Genomic DNA, 21,973 nt, shown 5'->3' with positions numbered 1-21,973 from the left:
ACTTTTCAACTGATTAATCTGTTAGGTTTTACTACTTTGTCATTACTCAATCTAAATTGGTTTAAGTACGCAGCCCCGCAGCGTTTTTATGGGCTTGCTGGATCACTAATCCCCTGGTTTGTGGTGAGCGGTGTGATCCTGACCATCATTGGGTTAGTGATTGGCTTAGGTATTGCACCCACTGATCATCAACAGGGTGATTCATACCGCATTATTTTTATTCATGTTCCTGCAGCCTGGATGTCGATGCTGATTTATCTGGTCATGGCATTTTGGGCAGCAATTGGCCTTATCTTCAATGCTCGGCTAGCGAGCATGTTGGCGCTTTCTCTCGCCCCCACTGGGGCCATCATGACCTTCATTGCTTTGTGGACCGGTGCCGTTTGGGGAAAACCAACCTGGGGTACCTGGTGGGTCTGGGATGCTCGCCTCACCTCTGAGCTCGTCTTGCTTTTTCTGTATTTTGGTTTCTTGTCACTGCACGCATCAATTGAGGATGTTCGCAAAGCGGATCGAAGCGCAGCATTATTAGCGATTGTGGGCGTGATCAACGTTCCCATCATTTATTTCTCGGTTAAATGGTGGAATACCCTCCACCAAGGGGCTTCTGTAAGTCTGACCAAAGCCCCGACCATGGCCACCCAAATGTTAACCGGCATGCTCATTATGGTCTTTGCCTTTTGGATGTATTCCATCGCGGTTGCCTTGTATCGGTGTCGAAACCTGATTCTGGAACGTGAGCGCCATGCCGACTGGGTTAAGGAGATTCTGTAATGTTTTATTGGTCGAGCTTCTCCGACTTTCTTCACATGGGTGGCTATGCCCTCTTTGTTTGGGGGTCTTATCTGGTCACCATTTTGGCACTAGTCATTGAGATAGCCCTGCTGCGAAGTCGGAATAAGGCACTTCAAAAAACCCTAATTTCTGAAATTCGCGAGTCCGAGAGAAATTAGGCAAAATAGGGGGTTATGAAACCCCGTACAAAGCGCGGTCTTGCGATCGCTGGTGGTCTAGCCTCATTAGGTGTTGCAGCCTATTTAGTATTGCAGACCTTCCAAAGTAATTTAGTGTTCTTTTTCAGTCCATCCCAGGTCTATGCCAATGAAGCACCGAAAAACAAATTATTTCGAATTGGTGGTTTGGTTAAAGAAGGCAGCATCGTTCGAGACCCTGGTGGTTTGAAGATGAACTTCATTGTTACTGATACCGCACACGATGTCCCAGTCCAGTACGAAGGTCTTTTGCCTGATTTATTTAAAGAAGGTAAAGGGGTGGTTGCCCAAGGACAGCTTGATCAAAAAGGAGTCTTTCAGGCCAAACAAGTCCTTGCCAAGCATGACGAGAATTACATGCCACCTGAAGCCGCCGAGGCTCTTGAAAAAGCTAAATCAAAAGATCCCCAAGCCGCACCTACTCTGAAAGAGTATGGGGGTAAAAAATGATTGCTGAAATTGGCCAATACGCAATGATCTTAGCGCTGGTTACAGCGCTCATCCTATCCGTCTTCCCAATGGTGGGGGCACAAACCAATCGTCCACATCTAATTGGCATTGCCCGACCTGCCTCTTGGGCTCTTTTTATTTGGGTCATCATCGCTTTTATTTGCCTAACAATCAACTTCATTCAAAATGATTTCAGCGTGCTGTATGTGGCACAAAACTCTAATTCCAATTTACCCCTGATTTATCGCATCTGCGCTGTCTGGGGCGGTCACGAAGGCTCGATTTTGTTATGGGCTCTCATGCTGGCGGCATGGACCTTAGCTGTCGCTGTTTTCTCTAAGCATCTTCCAGACAAAATGATCGCGCGCATTCTGGCGGTCTTGGGTATTTTGAGTGTGGGTGTTTTGCTATTTACAATTTTGACCTCTAACCCCTTTGATCGACTCTTTCCGCCAGCGCCTGAGGGACGTGACCTCAATCCGCTCTTACAAGACCCTGGGATGATTATTCATCCACCTTTTCTTTACATGGGCTATGTCGGCTCAGCAGTCGCTTTCGCATTTGCAATTGCCGCTCTTTTATCAGGACGACTCGATGCTGCTTGGGCGCGTTGGTCGCGTCCATGGGTTACTACGGCTTGGTGTTTTTTAACCATTGGTATTGCCCTTGGAAGTGCTTGGGCCTACTACGAACTCGGTTGGGGTGGCTGGTGGTTCTGGGACCCTGTTGAGAATGCCTCATTTATGCCCTGGCTGGTCGGCACTGCATTGATGCACTCGCTTGCCGTCACTGAAAAACGTGGTGGCTTCAAAATGTGGACTGCCCTTTTAGCGATTTTGGCCTTTTCACTTTCTCTATTGGGAACCTTCTTGGTTCGCTCTGGCGTGATCACCTCGGTTCACGCTTTTGCCACCGATCCTGAACGGGGTGTATTTATTTTGGGATTTTTGGGACTCGTGGTGGGTGGCTCATTATTACTATTTGCATGGAGAGCCCCAAAAGCCAATATCGGAGGGAACTTTGAAACCGTCTCGCGCGAAGGTATGCTGCTGGTCAACAATGTTCTATTACTGGTTGCAGCAGCTGCAGTATTGTTGGGCACCCTCTATCCACTTATCCTAGACGCCTTAAATCTTGGCAAGATCTCGGTGGGCGAACCTTACTTTGAGGCAGTATTTGTGCCACTCATGACGCCTGCTTTATTTTTAATGGGAGTCGGACCAATTGCGCGCTGGCGCCAATCACCCCCCATTGAACTCGCCACCAAACTGAAGTGGGCCTTTGCCGCAAGTGCGATTTCTGCGATTGTTGCTCCGCTTGTGTTGCGATCTTGGACCCCAATGATCGGCTTTGGGCTCTTAATCGCCGCTTGGATTATTAGCTCCGGAGTAACTCAATTAATCGATCGCGCTCGAATTAATCCCAGCAGGACATGGTGGCAAAACCTCCGTATTCAACCGGCTGGTTACTACGGTATGCTCGTAGCGCATTTTGGAGTCGCTGTATTTATCATCGGCGTCACTGCAGTACGTGGATTTGAAACTGAACAAGATGTGCGCATGCAGATTGGTAGCGTATCCCAGTCTGGTGGCTACGACTTCAAAATGGTTAGCTTGAAAACCATCAACGGTCCTAACTATGCAGCAATGCAGGGGCAGTTTGATGTAACAAAAAATGGCAAACCAGTCACAAGTCTATTTCCTGAAAAACGCATCTATACCGCAAGTCAAATGCCCATGACTGAGGCTGCGATCGATTCTGGTCTAACACGCGATTTGTATGTATCGTTAGGCGAGCCAATTAATGACCGCGAATGGAGTGTTCGCATTTATCACAAACCCTTTATCGATTGGATCTGGGGCGGGTGTTTCTTAATGGCGCTTGGCGGCTTCTTGGCGATTACTGATCGTCGCTATCGCAAGAAAGAAGCGTAAGATGCGGCGTTATCTCATTCCCTTCGTGATCTTTTTGGGATTATTCATTTTTTTGGGAATCGGTTTGCAACTTAAACCGCGTGAGGTACCCTCGCCATTTATTGGTAAACCTGCGCCGATGTTTAACTTACCCATACTTGGGAAAGAGGAGTCGAGTTTTTCTCCCGATCAAATGAAGGGGCAAGTCTGGGTTCTGAATGTCTGGGCTTCTTGGTGTGTAGCCTGTCGAGAGGAGCATCCTTTGCTGGTTGATTTTGCAAAAACCCACAGTACACCACTCATTGGGCTTGATTACAAAGATAAACCCGATGCTGCCCAAAATTGGCTCAAGCAATTTGGCGACCCTTACCGCCTCTCGGTATCGGATATGAAGGGACAGGTCGGAATTGATTATGGGGTCTATGGTGTTCCCGAGACCTTTGTGATTGATCGCGCTGGCGTGATTCGTCTAAAACACATCGGGCCACTGACCAAAGAGGCGATTGAGAAAAAAATTATTCCATTGATTGCTAGCCTACAGTCATGAAGCATCTCTTTATTCTCTTAGCCGGACTCACGATTGGTTTTGTAACTCCTGGTGTGGCGTTTGCACAAAACAATACAGCCCCCTTAGTCTCTGACAATCCAGCGCTTGAGAAGAGAGTTTTGGAAGTTTCCAATGAATTACGCTGTTTAGTTTGTCAAAACCAGACCATTGCGGACTCCAATGCCGATCTCGCTGTGGATCTCAAAAATCAGGTTCGACAGCAATTGAGTGAAGGACGCTCAAAGCAGGAGATTCTGAACTATATGACTGAGCGTTATGGGGACTTTGTGTTGTATAACCCACCCTTTAATGCTGCCACCTTGATGCTTTGGGTTGGTCCATTCTTGCTGATGCTACTCGGTCTCATCGTATTGGTTCGTCAAATTAAGCAACGTAAACAAGAACTGTCCAAAGAAACATTTTCGGCCCAAGAAATTGAGCGCGCCAGACAATTGCTGGATCGCAAACTAGGAAACCAGTAATGACTCTTTTCATCCTGATTGCAGTATTGATGACCGTGGTTGCGGTACTGCTTATCGTTATTCCGTTTCGAAAAAATAAGATAAATCCAGAAAAAATTAGTCTAGAACAGGATGAAAATATCGCTATTCTTCGCAATCAGTTGCGTCAGTTTGAACTCGACTGCCAAGAAGGCCGGATTTCTCAAGAACAGCTGCAAGAGTCAAGGCTTGATATTGAAAAACGCTTACTTCAAGAAGAGCGGGCGATCGCCGCAGATCAACTCGTTCTAAATGGTGAGCAACATCAACGCAATAAAAGATGGTCGACCATTTTTATTGCTAGCACCTTACCGATTGGGGCGATTGTTTTATACCTTTTTGTGGGGTCTCCATTAGCGTTGTACTTACCTGAGGCTAATCAAGGTCAACCGCAGCTGACGCAACAGGATATTGAGGGAATGGTCGAGCGCTTAGCCCAGCGACTTGAAAAGGACCCCAATAATGCCGAGGGCTGGCAAATGCTAGGGCGCTCTTATGCTGCCTTACAACGTATGCCCGAGGCACTAGCTGCTTATAAAAAAGCTTTGGCACTCAACCCTAACAATGCCCCTCTCTTAGTTGACTACGCTGATCTCTTGGCGTTTGAGAATAAAAGTATTAAGGGAGAGCCAATACGCCTTGTGCAAAAAGCTCTACAGATCGATCCCAATAATCTTAAAGGGCTTGCCCTTGCGGGCACTGCCTCCTTTGAAACGGGTGATTATAAAAAAGCGGAAGAATATTGGTCCAAGGCGAAAGGCTTAGTTCCTGCTGATAGTGAGTTTGCACGCGGTATGGATGAAAATATCGCCGCGGCCCGCGCTGAGTCAAATCAACGAAAAAAGTAAGCTTTAGCCGAAAACTAGAACCGAGCTGGTTTGTTATGCACGGTCGTCATAGATCGGATACATAAACCAAAGTAACTTTTGCGCCATTTACCCTTACTTAGACTGACATCGTCGCCATCAACGGGTTCGACTAAATTCTTGAACATTGCAGCCCCCGATTGGATGGTTGAACGATTTATACTGTTATTACTATGTCAAGTCTGATTAACGGTCTACACGACTGGTTCTGACCAAAATGCTTAAGTATTTAATCCCCTACTTTGCTTTTCTGCTCTGCCTCTTAGTAATTGATTTAATTTGGTTATTAGGTATTGCCAAGAGTCTATACCGCAACGAAATGGGCTCCTTAATGTCTCCTAATCCAAATCTGATTGCGGCTTTAGGCTTTTATCTTTTATACGGTCTTGGGGCGTTTATCTTTGTCATCTATCCAGCTCTGCAAAAGCAAGTGTGGCTTGATGCACTCATTTATGGTGCGCTTTTTGGACTCTTTTGTTATATGACGTACAACCTCACTAATCTAGCGGTAATTCGGGATTTTCCAAGTAAGCTCGCACTCATCGATATCGCTTGGGGCACCTTTCTAACGGCGATATGTTCGGTACTAGCCTATGGAATTACCCAGCGGTTAGGGGATTGGTTTAAAACCTAAAGTCATAATGGCTTTTTTTCGACCAGCCATCCTTGATTCATTTACAGGGTATTCACGTCAACAGTTCTCTAGCGATGTACTAGCGGGTATTACCGTTGGAGTCATTGCCCTGCCATTGGCAATGGCATTTGCGATTGCCAGTGGTTTAAAACCCGAGGCCGGCATCTTTGCCGCCATTATCGGAGGATTAATTGTTGCCCTTCTAGGAGGAACTAAGGTACAAATTGCTGGGCCAGCTGGTGCATTTATTGTGATTGTTTATGCCATTGTCGATCGGTATGGTGTTGCCAACCTTCTACTAGCAACCACCCTCTCTGGAGTTTTTTTATTTCTGATGGGGCTATTTCGTTTAGGAACCTTAGTTCGCTTTATTCCAATAGCGGTAATTGTTGGCTTTACCAATGGTATTGCCGTCCTGATTATTCTGTCGCAAATTAAGGATTTCTTTGGACTGCAAATCCCGCAACTACCATCGCAATTTTTTAGCATGGTCCAAACACTAATTGATCGTGCTAGTAGCTGGAGTCCAGCGACGCTAGTCCTATCAATATCAAGCTTGATTTTTCTGATTCTTTGGCGACTGTTTCATAAGCGCATCGGTAAGCTAGGGATGATTCCAGGGACCATATGGGTTCTAGTATTAGCGACTCTGGTAACGAGTATCTTTTCATTACCAGTAGAAACAATTGGTACTCGGTTTGGTGGTATTCCTGCTGGTCTTCCAAGCCCCCAATGGCAAGGCATCACTTGGGAGAGTGCCCAATTGGTGATTGCACCAGCGATGACCCTGGCACTATTGGGTGCCATTGAATCTCTTCTGTGCGCTCGGATTGCCGATGGCTTAACGCATGAGCGTCATCGCCCCAATCAAGAACTCATGGGCCAGGGAGTTGCTAACTTCGTGATGCCATTATTTGGTGGTATGCCGGTCACTGGCACCATTGCCCGCACTGTTACCAACATTGAATCTGGAGCCAGAACACCAATCTCTGCGATTGTTCATTCGATTACCCTACTACTCATTATCGTGATTGCTGCACCTCTAGCAAAAGATATTCCCTTGGCATGCTTGGCTGCCATCCTCATTTTTATTGCTTGGAATATGGGTGATTGGAAACAATTTATCGATTTCAAGCAATTTCGTCTGCCCTATCGAATTACTATGATCAGTGTATTTTTACTGACTGTTACGGTGGATTTGACTGTTGCTGTGCAAGTTGGATTAATCTTGGCGTTTGTAACCTTTGTGTATCGCATTTCCAGTCTCTCGCGCATTGAAACAGCCCCCGTCGCAGACTTTCCATTTCTTGAGGGCCAAGAAGATAAAGTGGCAGCGTACCGCATTTATGGTGCCCTCTTTTTTGGGGCTGTTCAATTACTTGAAAAAATCGAGCAACGGCTTCCCCAATGTGCAGTGGTATTGGATTTTAAGAATGTGATTTATATCGATGCCACTGGGATGGATAGCTTGATGGAGTTTATGCACCATTGCCAAACTCGGGGTGTGACAGTCTATATCTGCGGCTTAAATCATCAGACCCATGATATTGCCCTGCGCTCAGGCCTCTATGACAAGATGAGTGCGGAATTTTTCTGCCATGATCTAGCCACTGGACTACAAAAAGTCAGGAATGCTTTTTTAAAGCCTTAATGAACCCAGCCCTTGCGACGCTCATAGATTACAAATAGCAGTCCCCAAACTACGATTGAGGCATAGGCCCAGATCCAAGAGACTCGATCCAATTGTGATCCAGTAAGATCAAGGACAAAGCCAAAGATTGCTGGGCCTAATAATCCCCCGCCAAAACCCATGAGCGAATGCAAGCCCATTGCAGCCCCTTTGAGCTTCTCATCGGCGCTCGTCACCAGCCCTGCGGTCAGCGTAGCCGAATCCGCCATGATGAAAATGGCATGGCCAATCGCAAGCGTCAAAATAAGCCAGCTCGCATGCCCCATTGAGTATGCGAGAGTAACTCCAAAAATAGCGCTCGTGATCATCACAATACAAACCCATTTCTGACGGCCCACTTTTAAGGCAAGCTCGTTGCCTAAAATTGAAGCAGGTACCCCAAAGAAATTGATCACTCCAGCAAGTGTGGTTGCTGCCAAAATAAATTGCTCGCCTGAGAGCTGAGTGCTAAGAATAAAAAAAGCTACCAACCAACTACGAGAGGCAAAGAGTTCAAGCGAATGAACGGTGTATCCAAGAATGTATCCCGAGGCATTACGATTTTGCAAAACCTGTTGCCACTTACGAATCGGAAAAATATTGCGCCAATCGATGGTAATTTTTTCTTGCCAGTGAGAATGGCGTGTCGGCCGAATGAATGCAAGTACGATGAGTAAGGAAGTGGTTGGGCCTAAGGCAACCCAGCGGTACACACTGTGCCAGTCACCCATACTCAATACCCAACCCGAGATGACGTAAGAGAGTCCTGTACCCACTCCAAAGAATGCTGTGTAAAACGAAATGTGCCGGGTGATTTCGCCCTGGATGAGTCTATCGGATAGGATTTTGAGCCCCGGCATGTAGGTGGCCGCCAACCCTGCACCGCTTACCATCATGCAAGCGCAAGCGCTAATAAAGCCACTTGCTACAAAGCCCATCCCCAATTGACCTGTGATTGCGAAAAAACTTCCAATCATGTAAATGCGCCTTGCATCCATCTGATCGGTTAGAGCCGTGGCAAATGGTACTACGGCGATATATCCCACAAAAAATGCACTGGCGATTAGACCGGATTCAAAATTAGATAGGCCCCACTCGCGTTGCAAAGTTGTCAGGGTCACGGCATAAGCCGCAAAGCCCAATAAAGCCCCAACTTGGGCTAACAACATCCATGGTGTATTCCCCTTCAAAATGCTCATGACAAACTAATTTATTGATCTTGCCGGTGTGGTGGCTCTTGAAAACCATTACGCCGAAAGGTGACCACCAGGGTATCGCGATAGCCATAGGATCCGATTGGCTGAATTGGCGTGGTCTCATGAATCATCTTTGCATCATTTAGAACCAAAGCCGTCCAAGAATCCTGTAAGGTAAACCGCAAGCCAATTGAGCCTTGTGCTTCAAAAATCCGGGTTTCTCCACCCTTAACGCCGACTCGGTCAACCAAGATCACTACGACATAATCAACGCCATCGCGATGCGCTCCCTCGGGTGTGGGGCGTCCAATCCCATCGCTAGTATCAATCCGAAATGGATGGGCCTCGACGTACCATCTTGGTGAATCTGGAAATAAATACGATATCCCCAACATCAGTTTCTGCCAATTCTGATTCGCTTGTAGGGCGGGCTCCAGGGGCTCGAACCAGCGCTCAATTCCACCATGCAAAGCGTTGTAATCAAGCGATTGCCAATGCGCACGATGGGGAGCTAACTCGACCTGCCCTGGATTAATGACATAGCTCCCATGGCGACGAAAGCGATACCGTCCGCCATCTTTCAAATACGGGTCGCGAGGTAGATTGTTCCAATAGCTCTTGAGGTTTTGCAAATCCCCAAGATGAACCTTCACCAATTGGCTCAGGCTATCGGGGGATAGAACCGCATAACCCCGGTCTTGGAGGGAATGCTGCAGCTGTTCGAAGGGGGTAAATGGTGGCGCTAACATGCAAGCCTTATTTTGCCTGTTTTAACTGATCACGCACCAAGGCAATATGCATTCGTAGATCATAAAGTTCTTTTGACTGGATCGCAGACACATTCAAACGCTCTATACGATTTTCGAGATCATTGAGCCCAGACAATAACTCATCCGTATTTTTTGAAGCCGCAAATCGCTTTTCGATAGTCTTTAAGGTCTTATAAAGGCGACCCAGTCTTATCTTTAAGCTTAGGTTCAGAATCACGGGTAAATAGGTAAAGATGGGCAACAAAATAATCAGCAAGGGAATTAAGATCTTGATTACACGCTCTAACCACACCGCACCCCAAAACGGTAAATGCCGATAGAAAAACGAGGGGCCATCCTTTAAGAATATCTCGGCATCTAAATCAATTGGAAAATCTAAGCCCTTGCTCGATGGAAACTCACCAGGCTTTTGTAAGCGTGAGTAATTACGTAATATATCGTATGTGGTTCCCAACAGTAGACTCACCGTAGCAGGATTGATATCAGAGTGCGCAACCAAAGTGGCGGTAGGCGCAATCACATGAATATCTTGCTTAGGTAAATCATGGGCAATACTTACAAGGCCTCGAGGGATATCAACTCGATTGAGGTAAGGCAAAACTCGGGTGTAGGTCTCTGCTTGGTCAAAATCCATCAAGCGAATACCGGGTAATTGATAAAAATCTTTCAATAAAGGTGCTTCACCTGCCAAAACAATCATGGCAACATCAATTCCACCCTGGCGCAATTGCTTAATTGCCTCATCGGGACTAAGGCTAACTAGATTGAGTTGTGTTGACTCAATGTCATTGAGTTTAAGAATAGCTTGGGAGAGCATGTTCGTACCACTTCCCTCGTTGCCGATCGATACTTTTTTTCCTTTGAGTTGACTTAATTGCCGTAAAGACCCCCCGTCTTTGATAAAGGCGTCGGGCCGATACCAAACCCAAAGGGGTTCATAGAAAAGACCAGCTAATGCCGTGAGTTTTGGATACTGATTTGGATTACCCACACCACTTTGTATGATGGCTAAATCGACTCCGGATTTGGAATCGGCCATCAGTGCCAGGTTATCAACACTACCACCCGTATTCTGAATTCTTAGGACAATCTTTTCTTTGGCGAGCTCTACTTGTAGCTGTTTTGCAAACTGGTGATAAAGCCCGTCCGGAAATCCAGTCGCAATTGTTAGCGTCTTGGGGGGTCCTGGCAATAGCAACCAGATCGTCAAAAAAATACTTGCAATCAGTACGATAAACGCCGTAACCAAATAGGCAGGTCGGGAGGCGATCCGATACAAAATGGTCATGGCTTTATCATTCTATTTTTAACCATTATGCCCTGATTAAATCCATGCCAACGAACTCAAACCCCCTGCGTGTTGCCCTTGTTACCGGTGCTGGAACTGGTATTGGTAAAGCTGCAGCCAAAGCCCTTCTAAGTGACGGATTTTCGGTAGTGCTTACCGGACGCAATCTCGAACGTTTACAAAAAGCAATCAAGGAAATTGGTGGAAATACAACGAACTGCTTAGCAGTAGCTTGCGATGTGGGCAAACCCGAAGAGGTGAAGACCTTATTTCGTCAGCTTAAAGATCAATTTGGCCGCATTGATGTGCTATTTAATAATGCAGGAACGGGTGCGCCAGCAATTCCTATGGACGAGCTTTCCTACGAGCAGTGGATGAATGTCGTGAACAGTAATCTCTGCGGTGCATTTTTATGCTCCCAAGAAGCCATGCGCATGATGAAGTCCCAATCGCCCCAAGGTGGTCGCATTATTAATAATGGCTCAATTTCTGCGCATGCCCCAAGACCCAATACCGCACCATATACGTCCACCAAACATGCCATCACAGGACTCACCAAATCCATTGCACTTGACGGTAGGCCATTTAACATTAATTGCGGTCAAATTGATATTGGGAATGCCGCTACCGAGATGACCGAACGCATGGCTAACGGCATTATGCAAGCCGATGGTTCGATCAAAGTCGAGCCGCGGATGGATGTGGATCATGTTGGGCAAGCAGTTTTACAAATGGCCAAACTGCCGCCTGAAAGTAATATCTTGTTCATGACCATCATGGCCAGCAAGATGCCATTTGTTGGCCGGGGATAGCACTCTAGCGGTAACCCGCCTGATCCAAGATCCGCTGAGCTGCTACTTGATTGCGCCCGATCGCAGCGATTGATACCTTTTCGACTTGATAGGGTCCGAGCGCTTTCAAAGCAGGATTATCAAGCTTCACTCCCGCAACGACCGGCCATTCATTATTACCATCGGCTAAATAGATCTGCGCAGCGTCGCTTGCTAAATACTCCAAAAACTTCACAGCAGCCTGTGGATTGGGTGCATTTTTAGCTACGCCACCCCCAGAAATATTGATATGCACACCACCGGCATTTTGATTGGGCCAAATATGGCCTAGTTTGGCAAGCGCGGCAATATCCTCGGGCTTGGTCGAGCGCATTAAACGTGCCAAGTAGTAAGAGTTGGTTAATGCAACCGCGCACTCACCCGATGCGACAGCACGGATTTGATCGGTATCACCGCCTTTGGGCGCACGCGCCATATTGGCGACCATTCCTTTAGCCCACTTCTCAGTTGCCGCAGTGCCATCACGCTCAATCAGAGCACCAACCAATGACAACATGTAGGGGTGCGAACCGGAACGAGTGCATACCTTACCTTTATTGATTGGGTCAGCCAACTTCTCATAGGTGTTCACATCATCGGGTTTAATGCGATCTTTGTTGTACACCATAATGCGCGCCCGAGTTGAGAATCCATACCAGGTGGTGCCATCCGCATCGGCCTTGGCGCGAAGGTTGGCTGGTATACGCTGATCCAACACCTTGGACTGAATTGGCCTAAACATACCATTGACCTGAGCGCGCCACAACCGTGCGGCATCAACTAATAAAATCACATCGGCTGGACTTTTAACACCTTCGCTATTTAAGCGTTCGAGCAAGGCGTTGTCATCAGCTTCAATCCGGTTAATCTTGATACCAGTACTTTTTGTGAAGTTGGCATAAAGGGCTTCATCAGTTTGATAATGTCGCGCAGAATACAGATTAAGTACCGTATTTGGCTCAGCCGCATGATTTGGCGATGAACCCAAGGTTATAACAAGCCCAAAAACTAAACTCGGTATCAGGGAAATTTTTTTCAATACCGACGAATGCGCCCAGCCAATTTCATGCATATCAAACCATTCCTATTAACGAATACAAAAACTTTAGTGTAATACAAATGAGAATGATTATCAATCATATTGGTACTTCTGTGGTTTTTTACCGTTTCTGGGCAATCGCCCGCGATAGCAAGATAACCGGTAAAAGTCCAACTAAAACAATGCTTAAGGCAGGTAATGCGAGCTCGGTTAAGCGTTCGTCGGCTGCCAATTGATAGGTGGCAACTGCCAAGGTATCCAGGTTAAAAGGTCGCAACAGTAATGTGGCAGGCAGCTCTTTCATTACATCGACAAACACAAATAACAAGGCAGTTAAAACGCTACGCTTTAATAATGGCAAATGAATCCGCCAAATCATCTCCAGCGGCTTGGCGCCCAAGAGCGCAGCGGTGCCATCCATCGCAGGGGTAATACGAGTCAATCCGGTCTCAATACTTTGTAAGCCGGCAGATAGAAAACGAATTAGATAAGCGTAGACCAATACCCCAACACTTATCGACATTAACCATGCGATATCCAACAAACCCAAAAGAGACAAAATGCCAACGCCCAAAACTGCGCCGGGTAAGGCATAACCAACCGTGAGTAAGCGATTGACCCCTTGCAGCGTTTTACTTTGGGTAAGGCGTGCGGCATACGCCAAAAAGAGTGCGCAAAGTACAGCTAAGATGGCAGTAAATGCCGATAAGCTTAATGAATTCTTTAACCATGCCCAGTAGCGCGAATCCATTTCAAGACCCTGCTCGCTAACAAGATCAAATAAAACTGCCATTGGCAAAATGAATGCAAATATGAGCGTCAGGGCGCAGAATAAAAAGGCATAGAGCGCATGGGAACCCACTAAGCGTTTCGGGATGGCAGGTCGAGTATTTGTATTGGTAAGGGCATAGCGTTGCCTGGCTCGATTGTGACGCTCCCAATAAAACACTATTAAGACAAAACTCAGGAGCATTAGGGATAAATGCACTGCAGCACTTCGATCCCCAAACGATAACCAGGCCTTAAAAATACCGGTCGCAAAGGTTTGTAAGCCAAAGTAGGATACTGCCCCAAAATCAGCCAATACCTCCATAAGCGTCAAAGCAATACCGGTAAAGATCGCAGGCCTTGCCATGGGCAGTACCAGCTTGATAAATGCTTCCACACTGGTATAACCTAAGGTTTCAGCAACCTCCATAAATCGTGCACTGCGATCTAAAAAAGAGGTGCGCGCGACCAAATACACATAGGGATACAAACACATAGTGAAGGTCCACATCGCACCACCTAAGGAGCGCGGATCCGGTAATGACACTGTAAGACCTAAATTGTCACGTAACATGGTTTGCACGGGGCCAGCATGCTGCAAGAAATCCACAAACAAATACGCCATCACATAAGCAGGAACTGCGAGTGGCAAGATTAAGGCCCATTCAAAGATTGCCTTTCCTGGAAATTGATAGTTCGCTATCAGCCATGCATTACCCACCCCTAGAATGAAAACACCAATACCAACGCCGAAGCAAAGCAGGAGCGTTGTAACGATGTAATCCGTCAACACATAATTCCAAAGGTGGGTTAGCGTACTCCCAGAGACCATCCCGTCCGATCCGATTGGGCTGGGTTGACCCAATAGGGCAGCTAAGATCAACCCCAGAATAGGTAGGCTAAGAGTCAGAGCTAAGAAAATAGAGCTTATGCGCATTCAGTGCGGTAATGGATCGAATAAGTAGATGGGTTGTGGTGTTTATATGATTTTTTATGATTCAATGCGAAAATTATAGGGATGAATTCCAATCCAGCCCTGATTTCCCTCGAAAACATTGCGATCGAGTTTCCTAAACAGGAAGGCTCGGGCGTCATTCGGATTGTCAATAGCCTCAGTTTCCAACTTCCTAAAGGGGATATTGCCTGCCTCTTGGGCCCATCGGGTTGCGGTAAATCCACCGTATTGCGTGCCATTTGCGGCTTTGAGCCTGTGCAAACCGGTGAGATCAAAATCCATGGCAAAACGGTGAGCTCACCCAGCCAACGAATTTCCCCAGCAGAGCGCAAAGTTGGCATGGTCTTTCAGGACTTTGCTTTATTTCCACACCTTAGCGTTCTTGAGAACGTCATGTTTGGGCTACGGACAGGCACTAATGCAGAACGCCAGAAAATTGGTATGCATTGGTTGGAGCGGGTAGCACTTGACGACAGAGCAAGTGCTTATCCCCACGAACTCTCTGGCGGACAACAACAACGTGTGGCACTGGCACGAGCCATGGCACCCGAACCCGATCTGATCTTGCTCGATGAGCCATTCTCAAATTTAGATATCGATTTACGTGAGCGCCTGGCTAGTGAGATGCGCGATATCCTCAAAGCCAACGGGGTAACTGCCCTGCTCGTCACGCATGATCAATTTGAAGCCTTTGCAATTGCGGATCATATCGGAGTGATGAATGAGGGCAAGATCATTCAATGGGATACTCCCTACGATCTTTATCACAAACCGAATACACGCTATGTGGCCGAGTTTATAGGTCGGGGTGTCTTTATTAAAGGCAAAACCCAAGATGGAGGTGCCGTTGAGATTGAACTTGGACAACTGCAATTGGATCCAGGTGAAGCATTAAGTCCTGGAAAACAAATTGATGTGCTCTTACGTGCCGATGATATTCAGCACGACGATGAAAGTCCGATGCAAGCAGAGGTTGTGCGTAAGGCGTTTCGTGGTGCCGATTTTTTATACACCCTTAAACTCAATTCGGGCCAAGAGGTATTTGCCTTTGTCCCTAGCCACCACAACCATGCGATTGGCGAAAAAATTGGTATTCGCTTGGGCGCTGACCACGTGGTCACATTCAAAAATTAAGTCATTATTCGGCTGCTGCTGGGTTTGGATTGGACTTGCCAATCGATAACAAAATTGCAATTCCAATTAATACAATAGCAATTCCCGCAAGCTGTAAAGCACTCACTGGCTCGCTGAGGAAATACCACCCCAAGAATGCGGTGCCTACTGGACCAATCGTACCCGCCTGAGCAGTCAAGCTTGAACCAATGCGGTTAACGGCCATCATGATAAAAAGCATAGGGATAAAGGTACAAAACAAGGCGTTGATAAGCGCAAAGTAATAGACCTCGGGCTGCTGCACAAAAAGCTGACTGACGCCCAAGACAAGTGACTGAATGCAGGTTGCAGCCGTAGCTGAGGCGCTCGCAAGTGCCACCATTCGGATACTCCCTACCCGCCCTACGAGCTCACCGGCATAGATCAAATAGATCGAGTACGCCACGGCTGACAAAAAGACCAATATGCCACCCAAAAATACAGCACTCTGTCCATTGAACTGTATATCATGCAAAAAAACTAGGGTGATCCCAAGATAGGCGACGGCCATCGCCCAATATTGCCGCCGATCAATTGTTTTTTTCAATAAGAACTTTGACAGTACTAATACGATGGCTGGAATTAAATACAAAATCACGCGCTCTAGCCCAACAGAAATGTAATGCAGTCCGAGGAAATCTAAGTAGCTCGATACAAAATAGCCCAATAAGCCAATCGCACAGACTTTGATCACATCCTTTCTGATGAGTGGTTGTGGTGATGTGATCTGCTGGTTCCACCATACCGCTAGCCAAAAGATTGGGAGTGAAAATACCATCCGCAGGGTCAGAACGATATCTGCAGTAGCACCATACTGATAGGAAAATTTCACCACAATCGCTTTAGCAGCAAATAGTAATGCGCCTAAACTTGCGAGAATAATCGAGAGATAAAAACCAGACTGCACTAGTTTTTCCTAAGAATAAGCACCTATTCTTCCCATGGAAATCGTTGTCGAGATAACTCCTCCATGATCTCTCTCTTACTCATGGTAGGTTTAGGCTCAGGTTTAACCTCAAAACTATCCGAAGCCGAGATTTGATCATCTTGAGTATCTTGATTAGCTGAATTTGAATTACTTTGCTCGGATGGATTCATAGTGCTGAAATTGTAAGACTATCTTTATAGGTCACTACTAATCTATAAATAAACCCCCATCGTGGTCGATGAGGGTTTTTGTTTTCTGGTGGGCCCACCAGGACTTGAACCTGGGACCAAAGGATTATGAGTCCTCTGCTCTAACCAACTGAGCTATGGGCCCCTAAGACTTGATTAATCTTCTTCGAGGAAAGTCTTCAGCTTATCACTGCGGCTGGGGTGACGCATTTTCCGTAATGCCTTAGCCTCAATTTGACGGATCCGCTCACGGGTCACATCAAACTGTTTACCAACTTCCTCGAGGGTGTGATCGGTGCTCATCTCAACACCAAAACGCATCCGCAATACCTTTGCCTCGCGTGGTGTTAAAGAGTCAAGAACATCCTTCACTACATCGCGCATCGAGTCATGCAATGCAGCCTCGGCTGGAGCTAGGGTATTGGAGTCTTCAATGAAGTCACCCAAATGCGAATCTTCATCATCGCCAATTGGGGTTTCCATCGAGATTGGCTCTTTCGCAATCTTCATGATCTTACGAATCTTATCTTCTGGTATCTCCATCTTCTGAGCCAAGGTTGCTGCGTCAGGCTCATGTCCTGTTTCTTGCAAAATTTGACGGCTAATACGATTCATCTTATTGATGGTTTCGATCATATGCACCGGGATACGGATCGTTCTAGCTTGATCCGCAATCGAGCGCGTGATCGCTTGACGAATCCACCATGTTGCATAGGTTGAGAACTTATAACCGCGACGATACTCAAACTTATCCACTGCTTTCATGAGGCCGATATTGCCCTCTTGAATCAAATCCAAGAACTGTAAGCCGCGGTTGGTGTACTTCTTAGCAATTGAGATCACCAAGCGCAAGTTTGCAACGGTCATCTCGCGCTTTGCTTCACGCGCCCGCTTCTCACCCGCAATCATTTGCTTGTTGACTTCTTTGAGCTCATTGAGTGGTAAGACCACCTTGGTTTGAATATCGATCAATTTCTGTTGCAGCTCTTGAATTGCAGGCACATTCCGCTCCAAGAGGGCGCTATAGGGTTTTGGATCCTTAAGAAGATTTGCAGTCCAACGCAAGTTCATAGCCATTTTTGGAAATGCTTGCAGAACTTCAGCGCGTGGGATTCCGATCTTATCAACCAGAATGCTCACAATGCCGCGCTCAAGCTTCCATACTTCATCCACTTGCGCACGCATGGTATCGCAGAGTTTTTCAACACTCTTCGCCGTTAAACGAAAACCAAGTAACTCATTGCGAATCGCATCTTGGGCTTTTAAATAACCGGGTGAGTTATACCCATCGCGATCGTGGGCACGACGCATCTTGTCAAACTGAGCCCGAATCACCGCAAACTTTTCAAGAGAACGTTGCTTTAACTCCTCGAGTTGTTTGGCACTTGCAGTACTTGCACCACCGCCGCCACCTTCCTCATCATCCCCCTCCTCGCCCTCTTCCATGAGCTCGAGATCCTCGGGCTCATCAGCAGCCATCGGGATATCTTCGGCATTTGGATCGACTAAGCCATCAACAAACTGATCAATTTCCATTTCACCTGAAACGATCTTGTCTACATTAGCTAGGATCTCTGAGATTGTTACTGGGCAAGCAGACAAAGCCATCACCATGTCCTTAAGGCCAGCTTCAATCTTTTTGGCAATGACGATTTCGCCCTCACGGGTCAACAAATCAACGGTACCCATCTCACGCATGTACATGCGCACAGGGTCGGTGGTTCGTCCAAATTCGGAGTCAACCGTTGAGAGGGCAGCTTCGGCCTCTTCCTCAGCCTCCTCTTCTGAAGTTGCAGTGGGTCCATGCTCATTGAGCAAAAGGGTTTCTGCGTCTGGCGCTTGCTCGTAAACAGTAATGCCAATGTCATTGAGAAGACCGATCAGAGTTTCTAGGGCATCTACCTCAGATAACTCATCGGACATCACATCGTTCATCTCGCCATGGGTTAAATACCCTTTGGATTTACCCATCTTAATGAGGGTCTTCAAGCGCGAGCGGCGTAATTCTTGCTGCTCCTCACTACCCAATTGTTGCGCAGCAAACTCTTTTAGCAGCGCCTTTTCTTTTGCTTTGCGATCGCGCGCCTTCTGCCGATCAGTTCGGTTGTCCACGCCTGGCTCAGTAACTACTTCGGCCTTGGGTTTTCGACCACGCGTTTTTTTGATCGGCTGCCCATTTTCATCGAGCTCAACAGCTGCTTCTTTTGCTTTTAATTTGGCAGCTTTTGCCTCCGCCTTCGCTTGTTCTTTGGCTGCTTTTTCTTGTGCCTTCTTTAATGCCTTTTCTTCAGCTGCCTTTTTTGCCAATTCCTTGGCGGTTAATTTGGGGGCTGGTTTTACCGATTTGGCATTAGCCTTTGCATTCTTTGCAATTGGCTTCACAACCTTGGAGACCGCTTTTTTTGCAGGCGCTTTAGATGATTTGCTAACTTTTTTTACTAGTACCTTCGTGGGCTTCTTTGCAGCAACTTTTACGGCCTTCTTAACAGCCGCAACAGGCTTTGCCTTTTTAATTGCAGCTTTTGCCTTCGCAATAGGTTTTGCTAATTTTTTAGGAGCAGCTTTGGTAACTGGTTTTTTCATGGGTATCTTTGCAATCGATCAATCTAATAAGTTAGTGATTACTTACTTAGGCCATATGTCCTGACGATCTGGTTCATTTACCCGTATCGATCATCCAAAGGTTCTCAGGCCAAGGAGGTAAGTGGCTGATTCAAATAGTTTTTTCTGGAAATGCGTATTATACTCGATTGAGTCAAGCAAGACCTACAAAAGCATAAAAAATATCGTTTTATGCCATCAATTGTCTAAATTTCCTACCGTTTACTCAAACGCTGACTAATTTGCCGATACCGTTCTAAATCCCCGGGATTTGCTGTGCCTTGGGTCATTTTTCCCGTAATTTCAGTCATTTCGGCTTTGAGATTAACAAGTTCCAACTTACTTAAAACCCCGATTAAATCCTCTTTTGCTCCAATAAGCTCAATCTCAGAGCCTAAGATCCGCTGCCTTAGGATTTGGTACAAATCAGCCAATGGACTGGTAGCCAACTGATCCTGAAAAACGGCAAAGGAGGAATTTTGATTTTCTTCTCCAAGCTCTAAAACATCGCATTGGTGAATTAGATCGCCCATTAGGTCATGGGCCTTATCCGATCGTTTTTTAGCAATTTCAAGCGCCAGTTGACGCTGTTCCAAAGTCATTTCTTTTCCCAGAATCGGAAACTGAATCAACAAACGCATGATGTGTTCCGATAAATCAGTTGGCTTGGGTGGCTCAACGTTCGGACGGGATTGCTTTGCCGATCGAGGGGTGATGGGTTTTGTCATTGCCGGTCTAATAGCCTGCGGTTTTGTTTGGGCTTGAGTGTTAGGGGCTGGTGCTTTAGTCGCTGGCGTCAGCGCACAAAATTGCTCGAGCTCGCTCACACTCGATGCGGTGCGATTGGCAAGTTCTCGCAGCAGTTGAGAGCGCAAAGCAATGGCTGGCATCGATTGCAACCAGGGTTTTGCAACGTGATGGGTTTTTGCTCGACCCTCTGGAGTTGCTAGATCATTGCCATCACTAGCGAGCTTGAAAAAGAATCCCGATAAAGGCATCGCTTGGTTAATTGCTTGTTCAAAAGCCACTGATCCATACTGCCGAATGTAGCTATCTGGATCATGCTCACTCGGTAAGAATAAAAAACGAATTTCTTTATCGTCGGAGAGAATTGGCAAACATGCTTCTAATGCGCGCTGCGCGGCACGTTGACCCGCTGTATCACCATCAAATGAGAATACGATCCGATCGGTTTGGCGCAATAATGTCCGCACATGAAATGGTGTACACGCGGTTCCCAGGGTCGCAACGGCATTAGCAAAGCCCAGCTGGGCCAAGGCCACCACATCCATGTAACCCTCGCACACCAAAACAAATTCACGATCCCGAATCGCTAAACGTCCCTCAAATAAACCGTAGAGGGTATTTCCTTTAGAGAACAAAGGGGTCTCTGGAGAATTTAAATACTTGGGCTCGCCTTGATCTAAGATGCGCCCACCGAACGCAATGACCTGTCCCTTGGGATTACGAATGGGGAACATAATCCGATCTCGAAACCGGTCATAGCGCTTGGTCTTACCCTGGCTATCTGCCCCCTCCCCCTGAATAATTAAGCCAGCCTCAATTAGTAACTTGGCGGTTTCATCTTTAGCGTAAGAATCGAATACTGCCTCGAGACCCTGCCAGCCATCCGGTGCATACCCAAGGCCGTAGCGCTTGGCAATCTCACCCGTCAGACCACGGCCTTTAAGATAGTCAATAGCTCGTTGCGATCCTTTTAATTGTTGGGAGTACCAATCACTGGCCATTGTCATCACTTCACCAATGGCGAGGGCTTGCTTTTGAGCAATCACATCACGAACATTTCGTTCCTCACGGGGAACGGAGAGTCCTACGGAGCGGGCAAGATCTTCAATCGCATCAACATACGATTGGCCGGAATACTCCATCATGAAGCCGATTGCCGAGCCATGCGCCCCACAACCAAAGCAGTGATAAAACTGCTTCGAAGGGGATACTGAAAATGATGGTGACTTCTCCTGATGAAAGGGGCACAAGCCTTGATAATTAGCGCCTGCTTTTTTAAGTTTGACGTGCTTTCCAACGACATCGACAATATCGACCCGATTGAGCAAATCGGAGATAAAGGATTGAGGAATGAGCGCCATGGATTAAAGCATTATTTGGCGAGAGCGGCTTTTACCAATCCAGATACCATTCCCATATCAGCCTTACCAGCTAACTGAGCTTTTAGCGCCCCAATTACCTTACCCATATCTTGCGGACCACTCGCTCCCAAATCTGCGATGACCTTTTGAATGGCTGATTGCACTTCAGCGGCCGAGAGTTGTGCTGGCATATAGGCCTGCAAGATCCCCAGCTCTTTACTTTCTTGATCCACTAAATCCGTACGCCCTGCTTTTTGAAACTGCTCAATCGAATCTTTGCGTTGCTTGATGAGTTTTTCAATGATGGCGATGATACCGGCATCATCTACGGTAATACGCTCATCCACTTCTCGCTGTTTGATCGCGGCCAACAATAAACGAATGGTGCCAAGGCGCTCGGCCTCTTTGGCACGCATGGCTGACTTCATGTCTTCAGTAATTTGCTCTTTAAGAGTCATTCAAGTTCTCCAAATATCAGTGGAATAGATCCATTATCCAAGAGATTAAAAAAATAAAGCCCGCACAATGGCGGGCTTGAATCACGGGTTATTTCGGGAGTGCCCCGAAAATCCCAGAATA

General features: G+C 46.7%; 21 protein-coding genes and 1 tRNA gene. 11 read left to right on the top strand and 11 right to left on the bottom strand.

The features are described from left to right. Positions 1 to 36: 36 nt before the first annotated feature. The 9 genes from ccmC (at position 37) to ICV32_RS02135 (ending at position 7,553) form a co-directional block, all read left to right on the top strand. The gene (gene ccmC / locus ICV32_RS02175; protein ID WP_215371553.1) at positions 37 to 774 is read left to right on the top strand and encodes a heme ABC transporter permease CcmC; all 738 of its coding nucleotides are present in this window, start codon (positions 37 to 39) and stop codon (positions 772 to 774) included. After that, the gene (gene ccmD, locus ICV32_RS02170; protein ID WP_215371551.1) at positions 774 to 953 is read left to right on the top strand and encodes a heme exporter protein CcmD; all 180 of its coding nucleotides are present in this window, start codon (positions 774 to 776) and stop codon (positions 951 to 953) included. The genes ccmC and ccmD overlap by 1 nt, the downstream gene beginning before the upstream one ends. A 15-nt stretch (positions 954 to 968) precedes the next feature. Further along, positions 969 to 1,442: a cytochrome c maturation protein CcmE gene (gene ccmE, locus ICV32_RS02165; RefSeq protein ID WP_215371549.1), complete on the top strand. Its 474-nt coding sequence runs from the start codon at positions 969 to 971 to the stop codon at positions 1,440 to 1,442. Then, entirely contained in the window at positions 1,439 to 3,376 is a 1,938-nt protein-coding gene (locus ICV32_RS02160) for a heme lyase CcmF/NrfE family subunit (RefSeq protein WP_215371547.1), read from the top strand. The genes ccmE and ICV32_RS02160 overlap by 4 nt, the downstream gene beginning before the upstream one ends. Position 3,377: 1 nt before the next feature. Next, entirely contained in the window at positions 3,378 to 3,902 is a 525-nt protein-coding gene (locus ICV32_RS02155; RefSeq protein WP_215371546.1) for a DsbE family thiol:disulfide interchange protein, read from the top strand. Continuing rightward, complete coding sequence (locus ICV32_RS02150; protein WP_215371544.1) at positions 3,899 to 4,384, top strand: cytochrome c-type biogenesis protein; 486 nt, start codon at positions 3,899 to 3,901, stop codon at positions 4,382 to 4,384. Before ICV32_RS02155 ends, ICV32_RS02150 begins: the two co-directional genes overlap by 4 nt. Next, a complete protein-coding gene (ccmI, locus tag ICV32_RS02145; RefSeq protein WP_215371542.1) occupies positions 4,384 to 5,250 on the top strand; it encodes a c-type cytochrome biogenesis protein CcmI in 867 nt (288 codons plus the stop codon). The genes ICV32_RS02150 and ccmI overlap by 1 nt, the downstream gene beginning before the upstream one ends. A 235-nt stretch (positions 5,251 to 5,485) precedes the next feature. Beyond that, the gene (locus ICV32_RS02140; protein WP_215371540.1) at positions 5,486 to 5,902 is read left to right on the top strand and encodes a DUF2177 family protein; all 417 of its coding nucleotides are present in this window, start codon (positions 5,486 to 5,488) and stop codon (positions 5,900 to 5,902) included. Positions 5,903 to 5,909: 7 nt separating this feature from the next. Further along, complete coding sequence (locus ICV32_RS02135; RefSeq protein ID WP_215371538.1) at positions 5,910 to 7,553, top strand: SulP family inorganic anion transporter; 1,644 nt, start codon at positions 5,910 to 5,912, stop codon at positions 7,551 to 7,553. On the opposite strand, the gene ICV32_RS02130 is transcribed toward ICV32_RS02135, so the two are convergent. Genes ICV32_RS02130 through ICV32_RS02120 form a run of 3 tightly spaced genes read right to left on the bottom strand, consistent with a single transcriptional unit; the run spans position 7,550 to position 10,825 of the window. Then, the gene (locus ICV32_RS02130; RefSeq protein WP_215371536.1) at positions 7,550 to 8,770 is read right to left on the bottom strand and encodes a nitrate/nitrite transporter; all 1,221 of its coding nucleotides are present in this window, start codon (positions 8,768 to 8,770) and stop codon (positions 7,550 to 7,552) included. The two genes, ICV32_RS02135 and ICV32_RS02130, sit on opposite strands and share 4 nt — an antisense overlap. 11 nt (positions 8,771 to 8,781) lie before the next feature. Continuing rightward, positions 8,782 to 9,516 (bottom strand): 2OG-Fe dioxygenase family protein, encoded by a 735-nt coding sequence (locus ICV32_RS02125; protein ID WP_215371535.1) that lies wholly within the window; start codon positions 9,514 to 9,516, stop codon positions 8,782 to 8,784. Between the two features lie 7 nt (positions 9,517 to 9,523). Then, complete coding sequence (locus ICV32_RS02120; protein WP_215371533.1) at positions 9,524 to 10,825, bottom strand: TAXI family TRAP transporter solute-binding subunit; 1,302 nt, start codon at positions 10,823 to 10,825, stop codon at positions 9,524 to 9,526. Between the two features lie 44 nt (positions 10,826 to 10,869). Between ICV32_RS02120 and ICV32_RS02115 the strand changes: the two genes are divergently transcribed. Further along, the gene (locus ICV32_RS02115; protein WP_215371532.1) at positions 10,870 to 11,637 is read left to right on the top strand and encodes an SDR family oxidoreductase; all 768 of its coding nucleotides are present in this window, start codon (positions 10,870 to 10,872) and stop codon (positions 11,635 to 11,637) included. A 4-nt stretch (positions 11,638 to 11,641) separates the two neighbouring features. Here the strand turns inward: ICV32_RS02115 and ICV32_RS02110 are convergent, their stop codons facing one another. Both ICV32_RS02110 and ICV32_RS02105 read right to left on the bottom strand, forming a co-directional pair. Continuing rightward, the gene (locus ICV32_RS02110; protein WP_215371530.1) at positions 11,642 to 12,727 is read right to left on the bottom strand and encodes an extracellular solute-binding protein; all 1,086 of its coding nucleotides are present in this window, start codon (positions 12,725 to 12,727) and stop codon (positions 11,642 to 11,644) included. Positions 12,728 to 12,815: 88 nt separating this feature from the next. After that, the gene (locus ICV32_RS02105; protein ID WP_215371528.1) at positions 12,816 to 14,399 is read right to left on the bottom strand and encodes an iron ABC transporter permease; all 1,584 of its coding nucleotides are present in this window, start codon (positions 14,397 to 14,399) and stop codon (positions 12,816 to 12,818) included. 81 nt (positions 14,400 to 14,480) lie between these two features. Here ICV32_RS02105 and ICV32_RS02100 point away from each other — a divergent pair, with 81 nt between their 5' ends. Further along, entirely contained in the window at positions 14,481 to 15,551 is a 1,071-nt protein-coding gene (locus ICV32_RS02100; protein ID WP_215371527.1) for an ABC transporter ATP-binding protein, read from the top strand. A gap of 4 nt (positions 15,552 to 15,555) precedes the next feature. On the opposite strand, the gene ICV32_RS02095 is transcribed toward ICV32_RS02100, so the two are convergent. The 6 genes from ICV32_RS02095 to ICV32_RS02070 all read right to left on the bottom strand — a co-directional run bounded on the left by ICV32_RS02095 (position 15,556) and on the right by ICV32_RS02070 (position 21,852). Next, positions 15,556 to 16,476, bottom strand: a complete 921-nt coding sequence (locus tag ICV32_RS02095) for a DMT family transporter (protein WP_215371525.1) — start codon at positions 16,474 to 16,476, stop codon at positions 15,556 to 15,558. Positions 16,477 to 16,499: 23 nt separating this feature from the next. Next, positions 16,500 to 16,667 carry a hypothetical protein gene (locus tag ICV32_RS02090; RefSeq protein WP_215371523.1) on the bottom strand — a complete coding sequence of 56 codons (168 nt, stop codon included), beginning with the start codon at positions 16,665 to 16,667 and terminating at the stop codon, positions 16,500 to 16,502. 86 nt (positions 16,668 to 16,753) lie between these two features. Continuing rightward, positions 16,754 to 16,830 (bottom strand) — tRNA-Ile (locus ICV32_RS02085). Between the two features lie 11 nt (positions 16,831 to 16,841). Next, the gene (gene rpoD, locus ICV32_RS02080; protein ID WP_251371900.1) at positions 16,842 to 19,268 is read right to left on the bottom strand and encodes an RNA polymerase sigma factor RpoD; all 2,427 of its coding nucleotides are present in this window, start codon (positions 19,266 to 19,268) and stop codon (positions 16,842 to 16,844) included. A gap of 233 nt (positions 19,269 to 19,501) precedes the next feature. Then, positions 19,502 to 21,394 (bottom strand): DNA primase, encoded by a 1,893-nt coding sequence (dnaG, locus tag ICV32_RS02075; RefSeq protein WP_215371521.1) that lies wholly within the window; start codon positions 21,392 to 21,394, stop codon positions 19,502 to 19,504. A gap of 11 nt (positions 21,395 to 21,405) precedes the next feature. Further along, positions 21,406 to 21,852 carry a GatB/YqeY domain-containing protein gene (locus ICV32_RS02070; protein ID WP_215371519.1) on the bottom strand — a complete coding sequence of 149 codons (447 nt, stop codon included), beginning with the start codon at positions 21,850 to 21,852 and terminating at the stop codon, positions 21,406 to 21,408. Between the last annotated feature and the right edge of the window lie 121 nt (positions 21,853 to 21,973).

It is taken from the genome of Polynucleobacter sp. MWH-UH24A, assembly GCF_018687475.1.
GTDB lineage: Bacteria > Pseudomonadota > Gammaproteobacteria > Burkholderiales > Burkholderiaceae > Polynucleobacter.
Note: the sequence above shows the minus strand (reverse complement) of the source record. Positions and strands in the feature narration are given on the sequence as shown.

Bases quoted from the DNA above. Each gene is read 5' to 3' on its own strand.
- rpoD (WP_251371900.1), bottom strand. From the start codon at position 19,268: ATGAAAAAACCAGTTACCAAAGCTGCTCCTAAAAAATTAGCAAAACCT.
- ICV32_RS02140 (WP_215371540.1), top strand. From the start codon at position 5,486: ATGCTTAAGTATTTAATCCCCTACTTTGCTTTTCTGCTCTGCCTCTTA.
- ICV32_RS02115 (WP_215371532.1), top strand. From the start codon at position 10,870: ATGCCAACGAACTCAAACCCCCTGCGTGTTGCCCTTGTTACCGGTGCT.
- ICV32_RS02110 (WP_215371530.1), bottom strand. From the start codon at position 12,727: ATGCATGAAATTGGCTGGGCGCATTCGTCGGTATTGAAAAAAATTTCC.
- ccmI (WP_215371542.1), top strand. From the start codon at position 4,384: ATGACTCTTTTCATCCTGATTGCAGTATTGATGACCGTGGTTGCGGTA.
- ICV32_RS02135 (WP_215371538.1), top strand. From the start codon at position 5,910: ATGGCTTTTTTTCGACCAGCCATCCTTGATTCATTTACAGGGTATTCA.
- ICV32_RS02130 (WP_215371536.1), bottom strand. From the start codon at position 8,770: ATGAGCATTTTGAAGGGGAATACACCATGGATGTTGTTAGCCCAAGTT.
- dnaG (WP_215371521.1), bottom strand. From the start codon at position 21,394: ATGGCGCTCATTCCTCAATCCTTTATCTCCGATTTGCTCAATCGGGTC.
- ICV32_RS02070 (WP_215371519.1), bottom strand. From the start codon at position 21,852: ATGACTCTTAAAGAGCAAATTACTGAAGACATGAAGTCAGCCATGCGT.
- ICV32_RS02100 (WP_215371527.1), top strand. From the start codon at position 14,481: ATGAATTCCAATCCAGCCCTGATTTCCCTCGAAAACATTGCGATCGAG.
- ccmE (WP_215371549.1), top strand. From the start codon at position 969: ATGAAACCCCGTACAAAGCGCGGTCTTGCGATCGCTGGTGGTCTAGCC.
- ICV32_RS02120 (WP_215371533.1), bottom strand. From the start codon at position 10,825: ATGACCATTTTGTATCGGATCGCCTCCCGACCTGCCTATTTGGTTACG.
- ICV32_RS02090 (WP_215371523.1), bottom strand. From the start codon at position 16,667: ATGAATCCATCCGAGCAAAGTAATTCAAATTCAGCTAATCAAGATACT.
- ICV32_RS02160 (WP_215371547.1), top strand. From the start codon at position 1,439: ATGATTGCTGAAATTGGCCAATACGCAATGATCTTAGCGCTGGTTACA.
- ICV32_RS02105 (WP_215371528.1), bottom strand. From the start codon at position 14,399: ATGCGCATAAGCTCTATTTTCTTAGCTCTGACTCTTAGCCTACCTATT.
- ICV32_RS02155 (WP_215371546.1), top strand. From the start codon at position 3,378: ATGCGGCGTTATCTCATTCCCTTCGTGATCTTTTTGGGATTATTCATT.
- ICV32_RS02125 (WP_215371535.1), bottom strand. From the start codon at position 9,516: ATGTTAGCGCCACCATTTACCCCCTTCGAACAGCTGCAGCATTCCCTC.
- ccmD (WP_215371551.1), top strand. From the start codon at position 774: ATGTTTTATTGGTCGAGCTTCTCCGACTTTCTTCACATGGGTGGCTAT.
- ICV32_RS02150 (WP_215371544.1), top strand. From the start codon at position 3,899: ATGAAGCATCTCTTTATTCTCTTAGCCGGACTCACGATTGGTTTTGTA.